Source organism: Algoriphagus confluentis, from assembly GCF_036245625.1.
GTDB lineage: Bacteria > Bacteroidota > Bacteroidia > Cytophagales > Cyclobacteriaceae > Algoriphagus > Algoriphagus confluentis.
Map to the genome: position 1 here is coordinate 201,614 of NZ_BTPD01000004.1, position 17,035 is coordinate 218,648.

Here is a 17,035-nt window from a genome sequence, read left to right on the forward strand (position 1 = left end):
ATATTTTCAAAAAGAGACAAATTCAGATTAATTCTCCATCGCCTCGTAGATCAAATCATGAATCTCAGTCCGGATTCCTTCTGAAAGAAGCTTATTGTTATTGGCATCTGGATAGACGCGATTGGAGAGGAAAACATAAATCAGGTCATTTTCAGGATCTGCCCAAACACAAGTTCCGGTAAATCCGGTATGACCAAAGGTGGATTTGGGAGCTAATTTCCCCGCAGAACCTCCCTTTCCAGCCTCCGGTTCGGGCTTATCCCATCCCCATCCTCTTCGGCTCATATTGGATTGCCTTTTGGTAAACTCTTTTACAGTCTGCGGGCGAATCAGTGTGACATCCCCATATTTACCCTGATTGAGCATCAGCTGCATCATCACTGCCAGATCATTGGCCGTACCGAATAATCCTGCATGCCCGGCTACTCCACCAAACATGGCTGCTCCTGGATCGTGGACAAAGCCTTGCACCTGTCTTTTTCTGAAAGCCACATCATTCTCCGTCGGAGCAATAGACGTGATGGGCATTTTGTTGGCTGGATTAAAGGTAAGCGTATGCAGGCCCAAAGGTTCGTAGAAGTTTTGAACTAAAAATTCATCCAATGGCTGATTCACTATCCGCTCGATGACTGCCTGCATGAAGTACATGGTGAGGTCTGAATAAACATATTTCACCGGCTTGGGAAGCAAGTCTGACTTGACGGTCCAGTTCCAAATACTGTCCCTCAATCCATCCCTTGCAAACATATCATTGGACACTGGGCGCGAAAATCCCGGTTCGGATGCAGGTTTGTAGTACTCAGACCTCCATTGGCCTCCCTCTACCGTTTTCACATAGTGAGGAATAAATGCCTTCAGTCCTGCTTCATGAGCCATCACATTTTTCAGCACCAGATTGGCCTTGTTAGTCCCTCTCAGCTCAGGAAGGTAATAGCCCAAGGTTTTATCCATATCCAGCTCTCCCCTGCTTTCCAAAAACATGGCCGCCTGAGTGGTAGCGAGTACCTTGGTGATGGATGCCAAATCATACACCGTATTCGAGGTTACACGGGCTGTTCTTTTGTAATCCAAGTATCCGTAAGATCTTTCGAAGACCACTTTTCCATCCTTTACTACCAGCACATTGGCTCCTGGTGCGGCTTGGATTTTGATCATTCTTTGGGCAACTTCATCTATCCGGTCAAGTTTTTCACTACTGAGCCCCACACTTTCAGGCAACCCGTAAGACAACTTCTCCAAACCCGGAAGAAAGCCTCCCACTCCTTGGGAATACCCTCCACTGACACTTACCGGAAGAATTCCTTTGCCGGGACGACCTCCAAAGAGAAGCTGAGGTGCCAGCATTTGCGTCATGTCATTGTTTTCGTAGGCAAGAACCACATTTCCCATTCCCTGGACAGCTGTAGCAGCATAGGCATTCCCAAATAGTACGGTGACTACCTTTTGCCTTTTTTCCAAGGCTTTGATTAGCTGAATGTCCATGGGAGCGATGCCGAATGCCCGATTGGGACTGTTGGTGACGCCCATGAGTCCCACGATGACCACATCAAAATCCTCCAGCTTTTTCATCAGGGCATAGTGCTCGGATTGAGTAGCGGCTTTCCCCACCGAAAAGTGCTCTACTTTGGTGTATTTATTCAGGTATTGGGAGAATTTTTCACCGGGATCGCCAATGGTCAGACTGGCAAAGGTCTTCATATCCAGCTGCTTGAAAGGCAAAAGATCCCCTTTGTTGGAAGTCACCGTGAAGGCATCTGCATACAACTTCTCCAAGACTACCTTTGAATCAGTTGGATTTAAGCGCTCGGCGATTTTGTGGGTATCAATAGGTTTTCTTTTGTGCAGACCTGCCCAATATTTTGCCTTGAGAATTTTCTTTACTCTTCTGTTGATTTCTGCTTCTGAAATCAGTCCTTGACTGACCGCTTCCTTGATCAGGATTTTGGCTTTGGGTACATCCTGAGAATATAAAAGTACATCGTTTCCCGCCAAAAGGGCCTTGACATCCACTTCTCCGGGTCTGTTGGACACGGCTACTCCTCTCATGTTCAAGGCATCCGTGAAGACCAATCCCTGAAAATTCATCCGCTTTTGGAGCAAGTCAGTGACCACAGGCTTGGAAAGGCTAGTGGGCACGCTGGTGCCTTGATTCAGACTTGGCACATCAAGATGGGCGACCATGACAGACATCAGATTTTCCCTGAATAGCTCCTGATAAGGATAAAGGTCCACATTCCAGATTCGATTTTCTGCATGCTTAATGACCGGAAGGGTGTGGTGACTGTCAGTTTCCGTATCTCCGTGACCCGGAAAGTGCTTGGCATTGGCGATGACCCCGTGGTCCTGAAGGCCCTTCATGTAGGCTAAAGCCTGTCGGGTCACCAAGTCTTTGTTTTCACCAAAAGCCCGATAGCCTATGACCGGATTATTTGGATTGGAATTTACATCCACCACCGGGGCAAAGTTGATGTGCATGCCCAGTTCCTTGAATTGCAGGGCAATCTGCTTTCCCATCTCATAAATCAGCTGATCATCCTGCACGGCCCCCAAAGTCATTGCTTTGGGAAAATTCAGCACCGAATCCAGTCGCATCCCCACACCCCACTCCGCATCCATGGCAATAAAAAGTGGGGTTTTTGCCTGAGCTTGATAGTAATTGGTCAATCGGGCTTGCCTATTGGGACCTCCCTGAAAAAAAATCAAACCTCCCAGGTTTTCTGATTTGATTAGATTGCTGATCTCATCCACATGCTTTTGATCCTTATTGGAATAGGCAGCGACCATGAACAGCTGTCCCAGACGTTCGTCAAAAGTCAGCGCATTGAACACGCTATCTACCCAAGAAAGCTGAAGAGAGCGGTCTGTACTGAGAAGAGGATCTTCATTGGCCACAAAAAGATCAATCCTTGCGGAAGAAAACAGGCCCATAATCAACAAAAAGCTGAGAAGCATCCAAGGCTTCTTTCTCATCCCATACATGATTTTAATTCCTTAACTTTTGAAGTAAATTTGTGTTGATACTAAAGAAAAGGGAGAAATCCTTCTCAACCTTTGAATCAACAACGCAGACTGCCTACGCAAATTTCAAGTTAATAAAGTTTGGGTAAGAAAGCTGAGAAATCCCTGCTAATGTCCAGTAAAATCTGACCCATGGACGGATGGGATAAACAAAATTTAAGGTATTGGAGAAAAAGATACGTGTAAAGGAATGCGGCCTTCCAAATTTTGCCCAGTTTTGAAAGAACGGACTTAACTTCAAATCCAAGGTAAAAAGGCACAGATGAAATTGCCTTTTGCCGAATTAAATAAGACCCCGATGAAATTTCCTTCCATATTCAGAACCTCCTCTCCACAGAGATTTGATATCAAGCCCAGATACTACGATCCCGTAAAGGAAGAAATAGAGGAAAGAACTTCCAGAATCAAACAAGAACTTAAAGAAGAAGGGCTGATTAGTGGTGATGACGAAAACCCAATGGGTTATGGCGCTGGCATTCGCGGGTCATTCTCCAACTATAGAGGTATCAAGCAGAGAGACACCAATCTTTTCAGCTCTACTGCTATGATCCGCACAATCATCTTTTTTGGGTTGATTGCAGCTTCTTTTGGATACATTTACATCGGCCCAGAAATATTCACCTACCTCACTTATGGAGCAGTGATAGTAGGTGCAGTTTACTTTTTCTTCAGAATCAAAAAGCAAGGCAAAAGATGAACAATGTCATCCAGCTGCTTCCGGATGCCATTGCCAACCAGATTGCTGCAGGAGAAGTAGTCCAACGACCCTCCTCAGCACTCAAAGAGCTTTTGGAAAATGCGATTGACGCCGGGGCAACACACGTTCAGGTCATCATCAAGGATGCGGGTAAGCAGCTAGTCCAAGTCATTGACAATGGGAAAGGCATGTCCCCGACAGATGCCCGCATGAGTTTTGAGCGGCATGCTACCTCCAAAATCCGAACTTCTCAAGATCTCTTTGCCATTCGAACCTTTGGCTTCCGTGGAGAGGCTTTGGCCTCCATAGCTGCTGTGGCCCAAGTGGAAATGAAAACACGGCAGGCAGATTCCGAACTGGGTACCCTGATCCAGATCGACGGCTCGGAGGTCAAAAAACAGGAACCCGTTGCAGTCCCTGTTGGTACATCGATCTCGATGCGAAACCTGTTTTTCAATGTTCCTGCCCGAAGAAATTTCCTCAAATCCAATCCAGTGGAGATGAGGCACCTGGTGGAAGAGTTCCAAAGAGTGGCTTTATCTTATCCAGAGGTAGCTTTTACCCTGTATCAGCAGGATTTGGAAACGTACAACCTTCCGAGTGGCAAACTCAGTCAGCGGATTGTGGGCCTTTTTGGCAAATCCTATCAGGGTCAGCTTGTTCCTTGTGAAGAACTCACCCCCCATCTCAATGTCAAAGGGTATATTGGCAAACCTGAAAGCGCCAAAAAAACCCGGGGAGAGCAGTTTTTCTTTGTCAACAACCGCTACATCAAAAGCTCCTATCTGAGCCATGCGGTCAGTTCAGCTTTTGAGGGGTTGATTCAAGCCGATCAGCATCCGTTCTATGTGCTCTTTTTGGACATTGACCCGGCACATATCGATATCAATGTGCATCCCACCAAGACGGAAATCAAATTTGACGATGAGCGGACTGTGTATGCAGTGATTCGCTCCGCGGTCAAACAGGCCTTGGGTGCTCATCACGTGGCCCCTTCCCTGGATTTCAGTTTGGATGTGAACTTCCAGGAAAACTGGACCAAAGATCCTGAGAAGAAAGTGCAGGTAGACCGGGAATACAGCTACAAGACCTTCAATACTCCTGAATTCAAAAAATCATCAGTTTCTGGCTGGGAGCGTCTTTTTGAAGGAAACTTACCTTCCCAAAACATCCCCAGCCAACCCAAAGGCGAAGAGGAAACAGAAATCCTGACTTTCCCCAGCCGGGCCTCCATGGATGAGCCTCGATTTATGATCGTACCAGAGGAAACTGAATCCACCGGCACTACCTTTCAGGTGGAGCAGAGCTACATCGTGGCCCAGATGTCGACCGGATTGATGATCCTCGATCAGCAGTCAGCGCATGAGCGGATACTCTATGAGCGATATCTGAAAAATATCCAAACAGCCAAAGGAGCCTCTCAGCAGTGTCTTTTTCCTGCCACAATCCAGCTAAATCCTTCGGATTATGCCTTGGTGATGGACATGGTGGAAGAATTGCACAGTTTGGGATTTATGGTGGAGCCTTTTGGAAAAGACACCTTTTTGATCCAAGGTGTGCCTGCAGATGTGACGGTAAAAAATGAAAAGGACCTTTTCGAAGGACTTCTCGAGCAGTTTAAAAATTTCAAAAATGAGCTCTCTCTGGACAAAAGAGAAAACCTTGCGCGCTCACTTTCCCGTAGATCATCGATCAAGAAAGGACAAAAACTCAATCCCCAGGAAATGGAAAATCTGGTTGGGCAGCTTTTTGCCTGCCAAAATCCAAACTATTCGCCGGCAGGGAACAAAACTTTTGTCAAATTGGATTTAAATAGCATACATTCTTTTTTCGGAAAATAACATGTTCAGAAACATCACACCGGTAGTCCAAAATCTCCTCCTGATCAACGTGGTTGTCTTCTTGGTGGCGAGTTTTGTTTTACCAGTCCTTAACCAATGGTTTGCCCTGTTCAATATCCAAAGTGAATATTTCAAACCCTTTCAGTTTTTGACTTACATGTTTATGCATGCTGATTTCTGGCATTTGTTCAGCAACATGTTTGGCCTTCTGATATTTGGCCCCCTTTTAGAACAGTTTCTGGGTCCCAAAAAACTGTTTACCCTCTGGATGGTCTGTGGAGTGGGTGCCGGTGTCCTTTACACGGGATACAGTGTGTATCAATACAAGTCACTGGAAAGCAAAGTTTTGACCTTTGAAGCCAACCCCGATCCGGAATACTTCAATAAACTTGTTGTGCAAAACCGAGGATACTTCTCCCCGGAGGTATTTGAATTCGTCGATGCCTTTAGCCGTAATCCAGAGGATCCAATCTACATTGAGCGGGCAGAAAAAACCCTTCAGGCCATTTTGCGCTTAAATGTGAATCAGCCCATGGTCGGAGCTTCTGGAGCATTGTTTGGAATTTTGATTGCTTTTGGGATGCTTTTCCCCAATACTCAGCTCTTTTTGCTCTTTCCACCGATGCCCATCAAGGCCAAGTATCTGGTGGGGGCTTATGCCGTATATACGATATACAGCGTTATGATCAATAATCCCACGGATAATGTGGCCCATTTCGCACACCTGAGCGGTCTGATCATTGGGGCGGCCTTGGTTTACAATTGGAAAAAAGACAGAAACAGCTTCTATTGATATGTACGGTAGCTTTTGGGAAAATCTGAGAAATGCCTTCCGGCACAGCGACAACAGCCTTTATAAGCTGATTGCCATCAATTTGATTGTGTTTTTTGCTTTGCTGATCAGCCGGGTGATTCTCACCATCGGAGGCTTGGGCGAACTCTATCGAGCTGGCTTAAGCTGGCTGATGATGCCTGCCTCTTTGGAGAAATTGGCTTTCCAGCCTTGGACACCACTTACCTACATGTTCTTACACGAAGGGGTATTCCACATCCTTTTCAATATGCTATTTCTGTATTGGTTTGGAATGGTGGTCCATCAGTATTTGGGAAGCCGAAAGCTGGCCAATCTATACATCCTGGGCGGTTTGTTTGGGGCGATTTTCTACGTGTTGATCTATAATCTTTCTCCCTATTTCAATGACTCGGTGAGTTCTTCCATGATGCTGGGGGCTAGTGCCGGAGTATTTGGAGTGGTGGTGGGGGCCGCTACATTGGCTCCGAATACCACATTTTTCCTGATTCTGATCGGGCCGGTTAAAATCGTTTACATCGCCGCTTTTTACGTGATCCTTTCCTTTGCCAACTCCATCGGAGCCAATGCCGGAGGGGAAATTGCTCACTTGGGCGGTGCGCTTTTGGGCTACCTCTATGTAGTGCAGCTTCGCAAAGGAAATGATTGGGGCAAACCCGTGCAGAAAGTGGGTATTTTCTTTGAAAACCTCCTCTCCGGAAGAAGAAGCAAAGTCAAAGTAAGCTACCGCAAAGCCAAAACAACTACCAATTCCGGAGGATTTGCCGGGTTTGGAAGTTCCCAAAAATCAAGTCCGGTAAGCAAGTCGACAGAAACCACTCAGGAAGAAATCGACCGAATCCTGGACAAAATCGCCGAGAAAGGCTACGATGCGCTGAGCAAAGAAGAAAAAAGGAAGCTTTTTGAGTTTAGTAAAAAGTAAATCAGAAACAGATAGAAATACACTCCGCTTTGCTCCGGGAAATACAGTAGAAATAGTATTGGTCTGCTACATTTAGCAAGGAGGTATTTTTACTGTATTTCTATTGTATTTCTATTGTATTTCTACTGTATTATTTTTCAAACATCTCCTCAATCAACTGGTTGTAAAACTCCCGCACTTCCATCCCAATTGCCCGAACCTGCTGGGAAATTAAGCTGGTTTCGGTTTGTCCAGGTACCGTATTGATTTCGATGAAATAAAACTTCCCCGTCTCGTGCTGTAGAAAATAATCAATACGCACTGCTCCTTTGCAGTTCAGCTTCTCATAGACTTGGGATACGATCCGGCCGACTCGCTCCACTTCCTCTTCACTCATCCGACCGGGGGTGATTTCCTCCGTCACTCCGGGAATGTACTTGGCCTCGTAATCGAAGAATTCCTTGCTGCTTACGATCTCCGTAGCCGGCAAAACGGTGATCTCCCCTTTTCCTTTGAAAACCCCAATTGAAAACTCTCTTCCGCTTACAAACTCCTCCACGAGCACCTGCTTGTCCTCTGCGAAAGCCTTTTCCAAGGCCTCAGGCAGCTCTTCCCACGTTTTTACCTTACTCATCCCTATGGAGCTTCCTCCGTTGTTGGGTTTGATAAAGAGTGGCAGGGTAAGCTCAGCCTCAATCTTTGCTGAATTTCCAGGAGTATTTTCAAAAAGCTGAATGGATTTGGCCACGTTCAGCTCAGGAATATCCTGCACAATGGCTTTGGTATAGCCCTTGTTCATCGTGATAGCCGAGGTCAGCTGATCGCAAGTGGTGTATGGGATGCCCAACATATCAAAGTAGCCGGCCAACTTCCCATCTTCTCCGGGAGAGCCGTGAAGAATATTGAACACTCCGTCAAACTTGACCTTTTCATCCCCGATAGAGATACTGAAGTCATTCAAGTCCACTGGAATCTTCTCCCCAGAGGCACAGATAAAATGCCAATCTCCGGGGTAAATCAGAATCTTGTAGACATCATACCGATCACGATCGATGGTCTTTTCGACGACAGCGGCACTTTTAAGCGAAATGACGGATTCACCGGTGAAGCCTCCGGTAACCAAGGCAATTTTCTTCTTCATAGCGGGGAAAAATCTAAGTACGAAATAGCTAATTTTCCGTTTACCCTCCAAGGGTTTCCAATGACTCGGAGCGTTTTATATATTCGCCCACGTTTCAGAAAAGAATTTTACCCAAATCAAGAAAATATGATTAGAAGTTGGAAAGTGCTCAGCCTGGCTTGGATAGCGATGATCGGAATGGCTCTGAGTACTCAGGCGCAAAGCCTGAAAAAAGTAACGCTCGAAGACGTCTTCAAAAAAGGAACCTTCAGCCAAAAGTCCGTCAATGGAATCAACTGGATGAAAGACGGGCAATTTTACAGTTCGCTCGTACAGCGTAGCGGAGCTCCTGCGGTAGTTAAAATCAATCTGGCCACCGGTGAGGAAGCCGGAGTTCTTTTGGATGGCGCGAAGTTGGGTGTGAATTTTTCCAGCTACTCCTTCAATGCGGATGAATCCAAGGCTCTGATCGCCACAGACGTGGAATCCATCTACCGCCGATCCTCCAAGGGGGTTTTCTATGTGGTGGATTTGGCCACAGGAGAAAAGCAACAACTGATGAACGGAGAGAAAATCTCCTACGCCACTCTTTCTCCAGATAATGACAAGGTAGCTTTTGTCCAAAACAACAACCTGTTTATGGTCGAATTGGCCAGCAACAAACTCACTCAAATCACCTCCGACGGGGAATGGAACAAAATCATCAACGGAGCGGCAGACTGGGTGTATGAAGAGGAATTTTCCATGGCTCAGGCTTTCAAATGGTCTCCAGACGGCAAAAAGATCGCCTTTATCCGATTTGACGAGACCCAAGTACCCGAATTCAATATGCAGCTTTGGGGGCCACTCTATCCTCAGGATTACAAATTCAAATACCCTAAAGCAGGAGAAAAAAATTCCATCGTCAGCATTCATGTCTATGATTTGGCAACTGCCCAAACCCAGAAAGTCGATGCTGGAACTGAAACGGATATCTACCTGCCAAGAATCTACTGGACACAGGATGCCAACACCTTGGCCTTTATCCGAATGAATCGCCTGCAAAATCAGCTGGACCTGTTTCATGCCAATGCGAGCACTGGAGAAAGCAAGCTCATCGTCTCTGAGACCGCCAAAACCTATGTGGACTTGGACTACAACGACGATCTTCAATACCTCAGCGATGGAAAGACCTTTATCCGTACTTCCGAGCAGGACGGCTTCAAGCATATTTACCATCACAATCTGGATGGATCTCTTATTCGTCAGATCACTTCCGGCAACTGGGAAGTGACTTCTATGGTGGGAATCGATGAAAAAGCGAAAAAACTTTACTTCATCTCCACGGAAGCATCCCCACTGGAGCGAAATTTCTATGTGATCAATCTGGACGGTAAAGGCAAGAAAATCCTGACTCCTGCCAAGGGTAGCCACACCATCAACATGAGTCCGGACCACAAGTTTTTCATTGATTATTATTCGACTTTGGATACTCCCGTCAAGGTGACTTTAAATGATGCCGCTGGAAAAGAACTGAAAGTTTTGGAAGACAATCAGGCCTTGAAGGATCGTTTGGCTGGTTTTGCTTTGGGTAAAAAAGAATTTTTCACCTTCCCAACTGTAGATGGCACTGAGCTGAATGGCTATATCATCAAGCCGGCAGACTTTGATCCGAACAAGAAATATCCTGTGCTGATGTATGTCTATGGAGGTCCTGGTTCTCAGAATGTCCTGAATTCCTGGGGAGGAACCCGCGACTTCTGGCATCAGGCCTTGGCAGCAGAGGGAATTATCGTGGCCTGTGTAGACAATCGAGGCACCGGAGCCCGTGGTCGTGATTTCAAGCATTCTACTTATGCCAACCTAGGGAAGCTTGAAACTATCGATCAGATTGAAGGGGCCAAGTATTTTGCAAAAATGCCTTTTGTAGATCCTTCCCGAATCGGAATCTGGGGTTGGTCATACGGAGGTTACATGTCCTCGCTTTCCCTGATGATCGGAAATGACGTGTTCAAAACCGCTATCGCCGTGGCTCCGGTCACCACTTGGAGATACTACGACACAATCTATACCGAGCGATACCTGCAGACTCCCCAGCTCAATCCGGCGGGTTACGATGATAACAGCCCGATCACTCATGTGAACAAACTAAAAGGAAACTTCCTGCTGATTCATGGCACAGGGGATGACAATGTCCATTTCCAGAACTCCGTGGATCTAGTCGATGCCTTGATCAAAGCAGACAAGCAGTTTGAAACCTTTTACTATCCAAACAGAAACCATGGGATTTATGGGGGAAATACCACTTGGCATCTGTATACCCAAATGACAGATTTCCTGAAGAGAAAATTGTAAAAACTTCCCAATTCAGAATAAAAAACCGCAGGATGAAAGTTCTGCGGTTTTTTGTTGTAGCAAAAGTTGAAAATCATTCGTCTGGACTAAAAACACTTTTACTAACCAAAATCAACCTTTATGAAAAACGCTTTGAAAATTTTGCCAGCTCTCCTTTTATGCTTACTTTTTTTCTCTTGCCAAGACAATGAAGAGCCTGAAAACCTTCTTGAAGAAGTGGGTTTTGAGGGGACTTTGCCTGATGGAAGTATTTTTGGAACTACGAATATTCGATCTGGGAATGGAAGTGGGAGTTTGGGAATCAATGGGAAATTTCAGGGCTACCATTTTTTTGATATCAGAACATTTGATCATAAATGGTCTATTGGGCTGGAAACCCCATCTCAACCCCTCCCAGATGATATCCCTAGAGGTGAAAATGTCCCATTTCAGGATATAGTGAACTTATTCAATACCTATTATCCCTATGAGGATTTAGTAGAGGTTTTTCTGGCTGAAAAATCAAAAGCTGATTCTGACCCCAATTATACCAGTTTCGATCAATTTAGAATAGATGTAGCAAATCAGGAAAAGTATTATGCCTACTTAACGGATAACTTTTTTCCAAAAAAAGGTGGGAAAATCCGGATTTTAGCGGTGGAGGAAGGTCTGGTGAAGAATCTTTCTGGACAAGATGTAAGAAAAATCGAGGTCGTTCTGGAATTTGATCTTCCCATGAAATCCACTGACCCAACAGTAGAGATTCAAGAAGGCAATTTGAAAGGCGTGGGTAGATTTAGATACCGGGAGGATTTTTATCAGGGAGAATTGGAAAAATTTGATTAGCCAATCTTAATCTGATCCAGATAGAATTTCATCCGACTGTGATCTCTCGGCAAAAAGTCGATCTTGTCGATTTTATCTTCCTTGTGATTGTAAAAAACTTCCACGTATTCATCTTCCAGCAGATACAGATTGACTTTGTGCCGGTAGTAGCGGATGCCCACCACAAAAGTACCCTCCATATAGAGGGTTTTGATCTTTTGAAAGAGAGGCAACTGACTGAATTCTTCCCGGCTCATGGATTGGCATTTCAGAGAAAGACTTGAAAATACCCATTTTGGTTGGCTTTTTTTCAAAAAATCTATGGCCAAGCATCAAAAAAGAGGCTGTCTCAAAAATCGTTTCGTTGTCAGCCTGACCCTTCGATTTCGAGACTCTCGTCTCTCAAGTGCTCAGGGTGACAGGAGTCAAAGGCCATTTCCAGCTTTCCGGACGACATTTCGACTTCGCTCAATGTAACAAATTTCACTTTTGAGACAGCCTCTTTGAGGTGATTTCCAACTTTTCTCCTTAGTGAGCCACAGGCACTTGAAAGTCCTTGATCGCTTCACTGAAATCCAAAACTTCTGCACTATCCAATGCTCCAGCAACGATGCTTGAACCTGCCGCCGAACGATATCCACCAGCACAATGAATCAATACTGGCTTTTGGGTAGGAATTTCTTTTGCTCTTTCTCTCAATTCCTGAAGTGGAATATTCAAGGATCCTTCGAAAATGGGTGAGTTTGCATGCTCATCCCGGCTACGGATATCCACAACGGTGTAAGCCTCAGGATTTGCCTTGAAAGCTTCTACATCAAAGGAGGTTCCTTTTTCGGTCATGCCATCAGGATTGACTACTGCACCTTTGATCAATTGCTCATAGCCGATTTTAGCAGATTTGGTGATCAAAATTTCCAATTCTGCAGCGGAATCAGCCACTAGGAAAAACTTTTCTTCAGGACCAACAATGGATCCTAACCAAGTTTCAAATTTGCCGCCATTCATGATATGGATCGCTCCTGGGATATGCCCTTTTACAAATTGCTCATTCTTTCTGGCATCGATGACCAAAGCCCCCTCAGGAAGGGTAGATCCTTCCGGCCAAATACTTACCTGAGAAAGGGAACGCTGATATGCAGGAGCCCCTTTTTTGTTCATATCCACATCATAGCCAAAGTACTTGGGGATGTATGGCTGTCCCTGAAGCAGGGAATCCATAAAGGTCTTTTCGTCCAAATCAGAGAAAGCCCAGTTGGTAGCACGCTGCTCACCGATGGTAGACTGACGGGCATCGCTGAGGTTTTTCCCACAAAGCGATCCGGCACCATGTGCAGGGAATACTAGGATATCATCTGCAAGCGGCTTCAGCTTATTCTGAACCGTGTGGTACATCATCCGAGCCAATTCCTCGCGCTGAGCGGTCATATTCCCGGCTTTTTCTCTCAAATCGGGACGTCCGACGTCACCGATAAATAAAGTATCACCGGAAAACAAGGCGTGATCTTTTCCAATTTCATCCTTCAACAAGATGCTGATCGAATCCGGTGAGTGACCTGGGGTGTGAAGAGCGTGGAAAGTCACTTTTCCCATTTGGAAGGAATCTCCTTCATCAAATCCTGTATGAGGATACTCAGCCCCAACCATTTTGGAGACGTAGATGGTAGCTCCTTCATTCTTGTGGAATTCCAAATGTGAACTTACAAAATCCGCATGCGGATGAGTCTCGATGACTGCCACGATCTGGGCATCGCTTTCCTCTGCAAAGTCATAATACTGCTGGGGATTTCTTCCTGGGTCTACCAGCGCTACTTTTCCTTCAGATAGGATAGCATAGCTAGCGTGCGCTAGGCCTTCATCATAAAACTGTTTGATATTCATAGTCTTGTACATTTTCTGTTTTGATAGTACAAAGGTAAATCATGACAAAAATCGGATTCGGTGATGGATATCACTTAAGAAAAATCCATGTTCCCCCGAGAATCTCTTGAAAATTAATCCTTGGTGAGGTAAACTTGAATCAATTAAAACTAATTCCCTTGAAATCCAAGAATTTTTCTCCCTCCCGAACTTCCCTTTTTCTATTCTTGGTCGCGGTGTTGGCCTTTTCCTGCAAATCAAAAAAGAGGATTGCCGAGGAAAGTCCTGCATTCACCGTGATCCAAACCGCCAAATCCTACCGGGGTACTCCTTACAAGTTCGGAGGGACTACCCGGGCAGGAATGGATTGTTCAGCCTTGGTATTTCATGCCTACTACTCGGTCGGCATCAATCTCCCTCGGATGTCTGCCGATCAAAGCAAAGTCGGCCAAAAGATCAAAATTCAGGAAGTGCAGCCGGGAGATTTGCTTTTTTTCGCCACCGGAAAGAGGAAAAATCAGGTATCACACTCAGGGATCGTCACAGAAGCAGATAAAAATGACATCCGCTTTATTCATGCTTCCACCTCCTTGGGAGTCACCGAGGATTACCTGAGTAATTCTTATTGGAAAAAGGCATTCCTGTTTGCTACAAGGATTTTGGAGTAAAAAAAGAGCACCGAAGTGCTCTCTTTTACCCAGTTGAAAAAATCTATCCAAACTCAGAAATTCATGGATCCATTGGCTTGAAGCACATATCTGAAGGTGTAATGTGCACTTGGAGTAGTCATGGGGTTGATTTCCGCAACAGGAGGATTTCCTTTATAGTAACTCAAAATCTCAATTTTGGAATAATTGCCGGCCGCAGTCTGCACTAAAATCACGCGTCCTGGAATAGGAGTCACGGTAAAGGTGGCTGGGTTGTAATTGTACCATCCACTTCCACTGCCGGTAGGAATGGCAAAGGTGCTTTCCGTATCTGTTGTAAACACAGCGGAAGAAGGCACAATGTTGATCTCCTCGAAGATGCCTGTTACGATGGAGGCTTTTACGTCTTTTGATGCGTTGACACGAATTGTGGTCCCCTTAAATGCCAAATCCCAGTCTTCGGATTCACTGACAAGAGAATTGGTCTCGAGGCTGAAATACTGAAAAGGTCTCTCCTCGGTCACCTGACCTGTCACACGGTCGATCACATCATTAGGTGCTGCAAGATCTTCAACCAGTACAGCTTCCAAGGGGACTACTGGCTCTGGGGTATCTTCATTACAAGCAGAAAAGAATCCAAGGGATAGGAGTAGAAATAGCGGTTTTACTAGCGTTTTCATTTATAATTTAGGTTTGATTTATTTTTGAATAAGGTTTGCAAAAGGAATTCTAAGCCCGGCGAAAAGCACTCTTCCGGGATTGTTGGGTTGTTGTGGAGTCAGAGTGCCCAGGATATTTGTTGCTCCCACCTCCAGGAAAATCCCTGAGGAAAGGGTTTTGGTCACCGTGAGGTTAAGGCTAACCCAGCCGTCGGCATATTCTCGGTCATCGTCCAGAATGAGATTACCGTTTAGGTCGGCAAAACCAAATCGCCCCCTGTAAATAGCACGAAGCGCCCAGTCTGTCCCGGTCCAGTTTTCCCGGTAATTGATCTTGAAATTTCCACTATGTCGGCTTCGGTTGAATAAGCCTCCATAATCTGCTCTTTCCACTCGGGTGGTTCGGTTTTGGCTGTCTCGTTTGAAGACCTCCCCAGCATCAATCCGGTCCAGGGCATCTTTGTCATAGGAGTCCAGAAAAGCATAGCCCAAGCTCAGACTAAGATGCGGTGAAACCTGGTAGCTGATATCGGTCTCCACACCTTGGGTGACCACTTGTCGGATATTGAAGTAGGAAAAAGCGTTCTGACCGGAGACCAACTGAGCAATCGGAGCTGTTTCGATGAGGTTGTCAATGGCATTTCTGTAGGCATTGACTTGGATCAGCCACTTTGCATCCGGTTTCAATCGAAATCCTGTATTCAAAGCCAAGGACGTCTCCGCGGTCAAATTCCCCAAGGTCTCCGGCTGAATCAGGACTCTAGCCACCAATCCCTGGTCCTGAAGTCGCTGAATTCCCTCCTCAGCCAGCAATGCTCCAAAGACATAATAGCCAGAGGCAGCATTGTTGAAGTTCAAGAGCAGCTGGCGGAAATCCGGAGCCTTAAAGCCTGCTCCAAAAGAAGCCTGCCAGCTGAATTTTTCAGAAAACTTATACTGTCCGGAAATCTTGGGACTAAGTCTGTTGCCATACTGACTGTGAAAATCAGCCCTCAAACCGGTCACCAAATTGACTTTGACATGAGGATCCCATTGATGCTGTAGGAAAAAGTAGCCTGCGTCAAAACGATTGAGACCATCGTATCGGGTAGCTTCTACGGTTTCTACCAAATGCCCCATCCCCAGTGTGAACAGATTCCTTGAATTGGCCTGCCAGTCAGTTTGCAGTTCTGTGCGGTGATAGAATTGATTGAATTCCTGAAAATCAAAGGCGCTACCGTCCCTCTGGAATCGGGTATCAGAAAGGGTGGAAAACCATGAAGTCATCCCTCTGAGGGTAAAAAGAAGGTTTTCATTTGGTCTATACCTGAATGTTGGGTTGAAATTGAAATCCTTTCGGGAATTATCCATTTCCAACAATTCAGGGGTCGGTCCGGAAGTCTGCATTTCACCGGAGGAACTTTCAGAATAGCCTCTGAGAAACAAATTCAGATCAAATTTTTCACTGATTTTTCCTCCTAGTTTCACTTGGGCCGTTTGGGCTTGGTAGGGGTTTTGGGTCTGTCCTACAGTCTCTGGAGTGAGATCAAATCCATCGGTAGAGAAATAATCATAGAGGATTTTGGCAGACCATTTTTCGTTTCCGATACCCACTTCCGCATAAGGATTCCAGGTATTGAAGGAGCGGAATCTCAAGCCCAAGTCCAGCTGAGTTTGCTCATCGACAGGCTTGGTAATGATATTGATTACTCCGGCCATTGCCTCGCTTCCATAAATAGCGCTGGAAGGGCCACGTAGAATTTCTATCCGCTCGATTGAGGAAACGGAGATTCTGTCCAAGTCAAAGGTACCTGCAGTCCGGCCGATCAATGGTTCGCCGTCAAGCAGAATCAAAATATAATCCGAATCCAATCCTTGCATTTGCAAGCCTGCCCCATGGTCTGAGGTGATCTGAAGGCCGGTCTGCTCGCGCAAAACTTCAGAAAGCCTTAACCCTCCTGTTTGCTGGATTTTCTCCGAATTGAGGACAGTGACGGGCATTGGAAGGTCTTCCACTGTGCGGTCAGTCCGGGTGGCAGCCACAACTACCTCCTGCAAGGATCCGGTTTTTTCTTTCAAAACTACCGCGTCTGCCTGCCTCCATTCTTCCGTGCTGAGTTTTTTAGTCTCAAAGCCCAAGGCAAAGACTACAATTTCACCCTCGATGACGGGAAGAGCATCAATCTCCCCACTTTCATTTACAGAAATGGGAGCCGAGCCACTTACCTTTACCAAGGCATGCGGAATGGGATTTCCTTGAGGATCCAAAATTTTCTTTGCCCCATCTCCAGCCCAAGCATAGCCGACGAATAAGGAAAGAAGAAAAAGCAACAGTTTAATTTTATTTGGATTAATTCTAAACATAAA

13 protein-coding genes are annotated in these 17,035 nt (G+C 45.7%); 7 read left to right on the forward strand and 6 right to left on the reverse strand.

The window, feature by feature from the left end; all coding sequences use genetic code 11:
- Positions 1 to 27 precede the first annotated feature (27 nt).
- Positions 28 to 2,970 (reverse strand): serine hydrolase domain-containing protein, encoded by a 2,943-nt coding sequence (locus AAA943_RS07375; protein WP_338223590.1) that lies wholly within the window; start codon positions 2,968 to 2,970, stop codon positions 28 to 30.
- Between the two features lie 346 nt (positions 2,971 to 3,316).
- Here AAA943_RS07375 and AAA943_RS07380 point away from each other — a divergent pair, with 346 nt between their 5' ends.
- Genes AAA943_RS07380 through AAA943_RS07395 form a run of 4 tightly spaced genes read left to right on the forward strand, consistent with a single transcriptional unit; the run spans position 3,317 to position 7,289 of the window.
- Positions 3,317 to 3,715 (forward strand): hypothetical protein, encoded by a 399-nt coding sequence (locus AAA943_RS07380; protein WP_338223591.1) that lies wholly within the window; start codon positions 3,317 to 3,319, stop codon positions 3,713 to 3,715.
- A complete protein-coding gene (mutL, locus tag AAA943_RS07385; RefSeq protein ID WP_338223592.1) occupies positions 3,712 to 5,556 on the forward strand; it encodes a DNA mismatch repair endonuclease MutL in 1,845 nt (614 codons plus the stop codon). The genes AAA943_RS07380 and mutL overlap by 4 nt, the downstream gene beginning before the upstream one ends.
- 1 nt (position 5,557) lies before the next feature.
- The gene (locus tag AAA943_RS07390; RefSeq protein ID WP_338223593.1) at positions 5,558 to 6,349 is read left to right on the forward strand and encodes a rhomboid family intramembrane serine protease; all 792 of its coding nucleotides are present in this window, start codon (positions 5,558 to 5,560) and stop codon (positions 6,347 to 6,349) included.
- Position 6,350: 1 nt separating this feature from the next.
- Positions 6,351 to 7,289, forward strand: coding sequence for a rhomboid family intramembrane serine protease (locus AAA943_RS07395; protein WP_338220698.1), 939 nt, complete (start codon positions 6,351 to 6,353; stop codon positions 7,287 to 7,289).
- Positions 7,290 to 7,419: 130 nt separating this feature from the next.
- Here the strand turns inward: AAA943_RS07395 and AAA943_RS07400 are convergent, their stop codons facing one another.
- Positions 7,420 to 8,409: a D-alanine--D-alanine ligase gene (locus tag AAA943_RS07400; protein WP_338223594.1), complete on the reverse strand. Its 990-nt coding sequence runs from the start codon at positions 8,407 to 8,409 to the stop codon at positions 7,420 to 7,422.
- 177 nt (positions 8,410 to 8,586) lie between these two features.
- Here AAA943_RS07400 and AAA943_RS07405 point away from each other — a divergent pair, with 177 nt between their 5' ends.
- Together AAA943_RS07405 and AAA943_RS07410 are read left to right on the forward strand one after the other, a co-directional pair.
- The gene (locus AAA943_RS07405) at positions 8,587 to 10,722 is read left to right on the forward strand and encodes a S9 family peptidase (protein WP_338223759.1); all 2,136 of its coding nucleotides are present in this window, start codon (positions 8,587 to 8,589) and stop codon (positions 10,720 to 10,722) included.
- Positions 10,723 to 10,842: 120 nt separating this feature from the next.
- Positions 10,843 to 11,547, forward strand: a complete 705-nt coding sequence (locus AAA943_RS07410; RefSeq protein WP_338223595.1) for a hypothetical protein — start codon at positions 10,843 to 10,845, stop codon at positions 11,545 to 11,547.
- Here the strand turns inward: AAA943_RS07410 and AAA943_RS07415 are convergent.
- Together AAA943_RS07415 and AAA943_RS07420 are read right to left on the reverse strand one after the other, a co-directional pair.
- Entirely contained in the window at positions 11,544 to 11,783 is a 240-nt protein-coding gene (locus AAA943_RS07415; protein ID WP_338220695.1) for a hypothetical protein, read from the reverse strand. The two genes, AAA943_RS07410 and AAA943_RS07415, sit on opposite strands and share 4 nt — an antisense overlap.
- A 271-nt stretch (positions 11,784 to 12,054) precedes the next feature.
- On the reverse strand, positions 12,055 to 13,404 hold the full coding sequence (locus AAA943_RS07420; protein ID WP_338223596.1) for an MBL fold metallo-hydrolase: 1,350 nt from the start codon (positions 13,402 to 13,404) through the stop codon (positions 12,055 to 12,057).
- Between the two features lie 158 nt (positions 13,405 to 13,562).
- Between AAA943_RS07420 and AAA943_RS07425 the strand changes: the two genes are divergently transcribed.
- Positions 13,563 to 14,051 carry a C40 family peptidase gene (locus AAA943_RS07425; RefSeq protein WP_338223597.1) on the forward strand — a complete coding sequence of 163 codons (489 nt, stop codon included), beginning with the start codon at positions 13,563 to 13,565 and terminating at the stop codon, positions 14,049 to 14,051.
- A 53-nt stretch (positions 14,052 to 14,104) separates the two neighbouring features.
- Here the strand turns inward: AAA943_RS07425 and AAA943_RS07430 are convergent, their stop codons facing one another.
- On the reverse strand, positions 14,105 to 14,710 hold the full coding sequence (locus tag AAA943_RS07430) for an HmuY family protein (RefSeq protein WP_338223598.1): 606 nt from the start codon (positions 14,708 to 14,710) through the stop codon (positions 14,105 to 14,107).
- Positions 14,711 to 14,728: 18 nt separating this feature from the next.
- Entirely contained in the window at positions 14,729 to 17,032 is a 2,304-nt protein-coding gene (locus tag AAA943_RS07435; protein WP_338223599.1) for a TonB-dependent receptor, read from the reverse strand.
- Between the last annotated feature and the right edge of the window lie 3 nt (positions 17,033 to 17,035).

Excerpts from the sequence above, each read along its gene's own strand:
- AAA943_RS07420 (WP_338223596.1), bottom strand. The coding sequence starts at position 13,404 with ATGAATATCAAACAGTTTTATGATGAAGGCCTAGCGCACGCTAGCTAT.
- AAA943_RS07430 (WP_338223598.1), bottom strand. The coding sequence starts at position 14,710 with ATGAAAACGCTAGTAAAACCGCTATTTCTACTCCTATCCCTTGGATTC.
- AAA943_RS07400 (WP_338223594.1), bottom strand. The coding sequence starts at position 8,409 with ATGAAGAAGAAAATTGCCTTGGTTACCGGAGGCTTCACCGGTGAATCC.
- AAA943_RS07435 (WP_338223599.1), bottom strand. The coding sequence starts at position 17,032 with ATGTTTAGAATTAATCCAAATAAAATTAAACTGTTGCTTTTTCTTCTT.
- AAA943_RS07410 (WP_338223595.1), top strand. The coding sequence starts at position 10,843 with ATGAAAAACGCTTTGAAAATTTTGCCAGCTCTCCTTTTATGCTTACTT.
- AAA943_RS07390 (WP_338223593.1), top strand. The coding sequence starts at position 5,558 with ATGTTCAGAAACATCACACCGGTAGTCCAAAATCTCCTCCTGATCAAC.
- AAA943_RS07380 (WP_338223591.1), top strand. The coding sequence starts at position 3,317 with ATGAAATTTCCTTCCATATTCAGAACCTCCTCTCCACAGAGATTTGAT.
- AAA943_RS07405 (WP_338223759.1), top strand. The coding sequence starts at position 8,587 with ATGGCTCTGAGTACTCAGGCGCAAAGCCTGAAAAAAGTAACGCTCGAA.
- mutL (WP_338223592.1), top strand. The coding sequence starts at position 3,712 with ATGAACAATGTCATCCAGCTGCTTCCGGATGCCATTGCCAACCAGATT.
- AAA943_RS07395 (WP_338220698.1), top strand. The coding sequence starts at position 6,351 with ATGTACGGTAGCTTTTGGGAAAATCTGAGAAATGCCTTCCGGCACAGC.
- AAA943_RS07415 (WP_338220695.1), bottom strand. The coding sequence starts at position 11,783 with ATGAGCCGGGAAGAATTCAGTCAGTTGCCTCTCTTTCAAAAGATCAAA.
- AAA943_RS07375 (WP_338223590.1), bottom strand. The coding sequence starts at position 2,970 with ATGAGAAAGAAGCCTTGGATGCTTCTCAGCTTTTTGTTGATTATGGGC.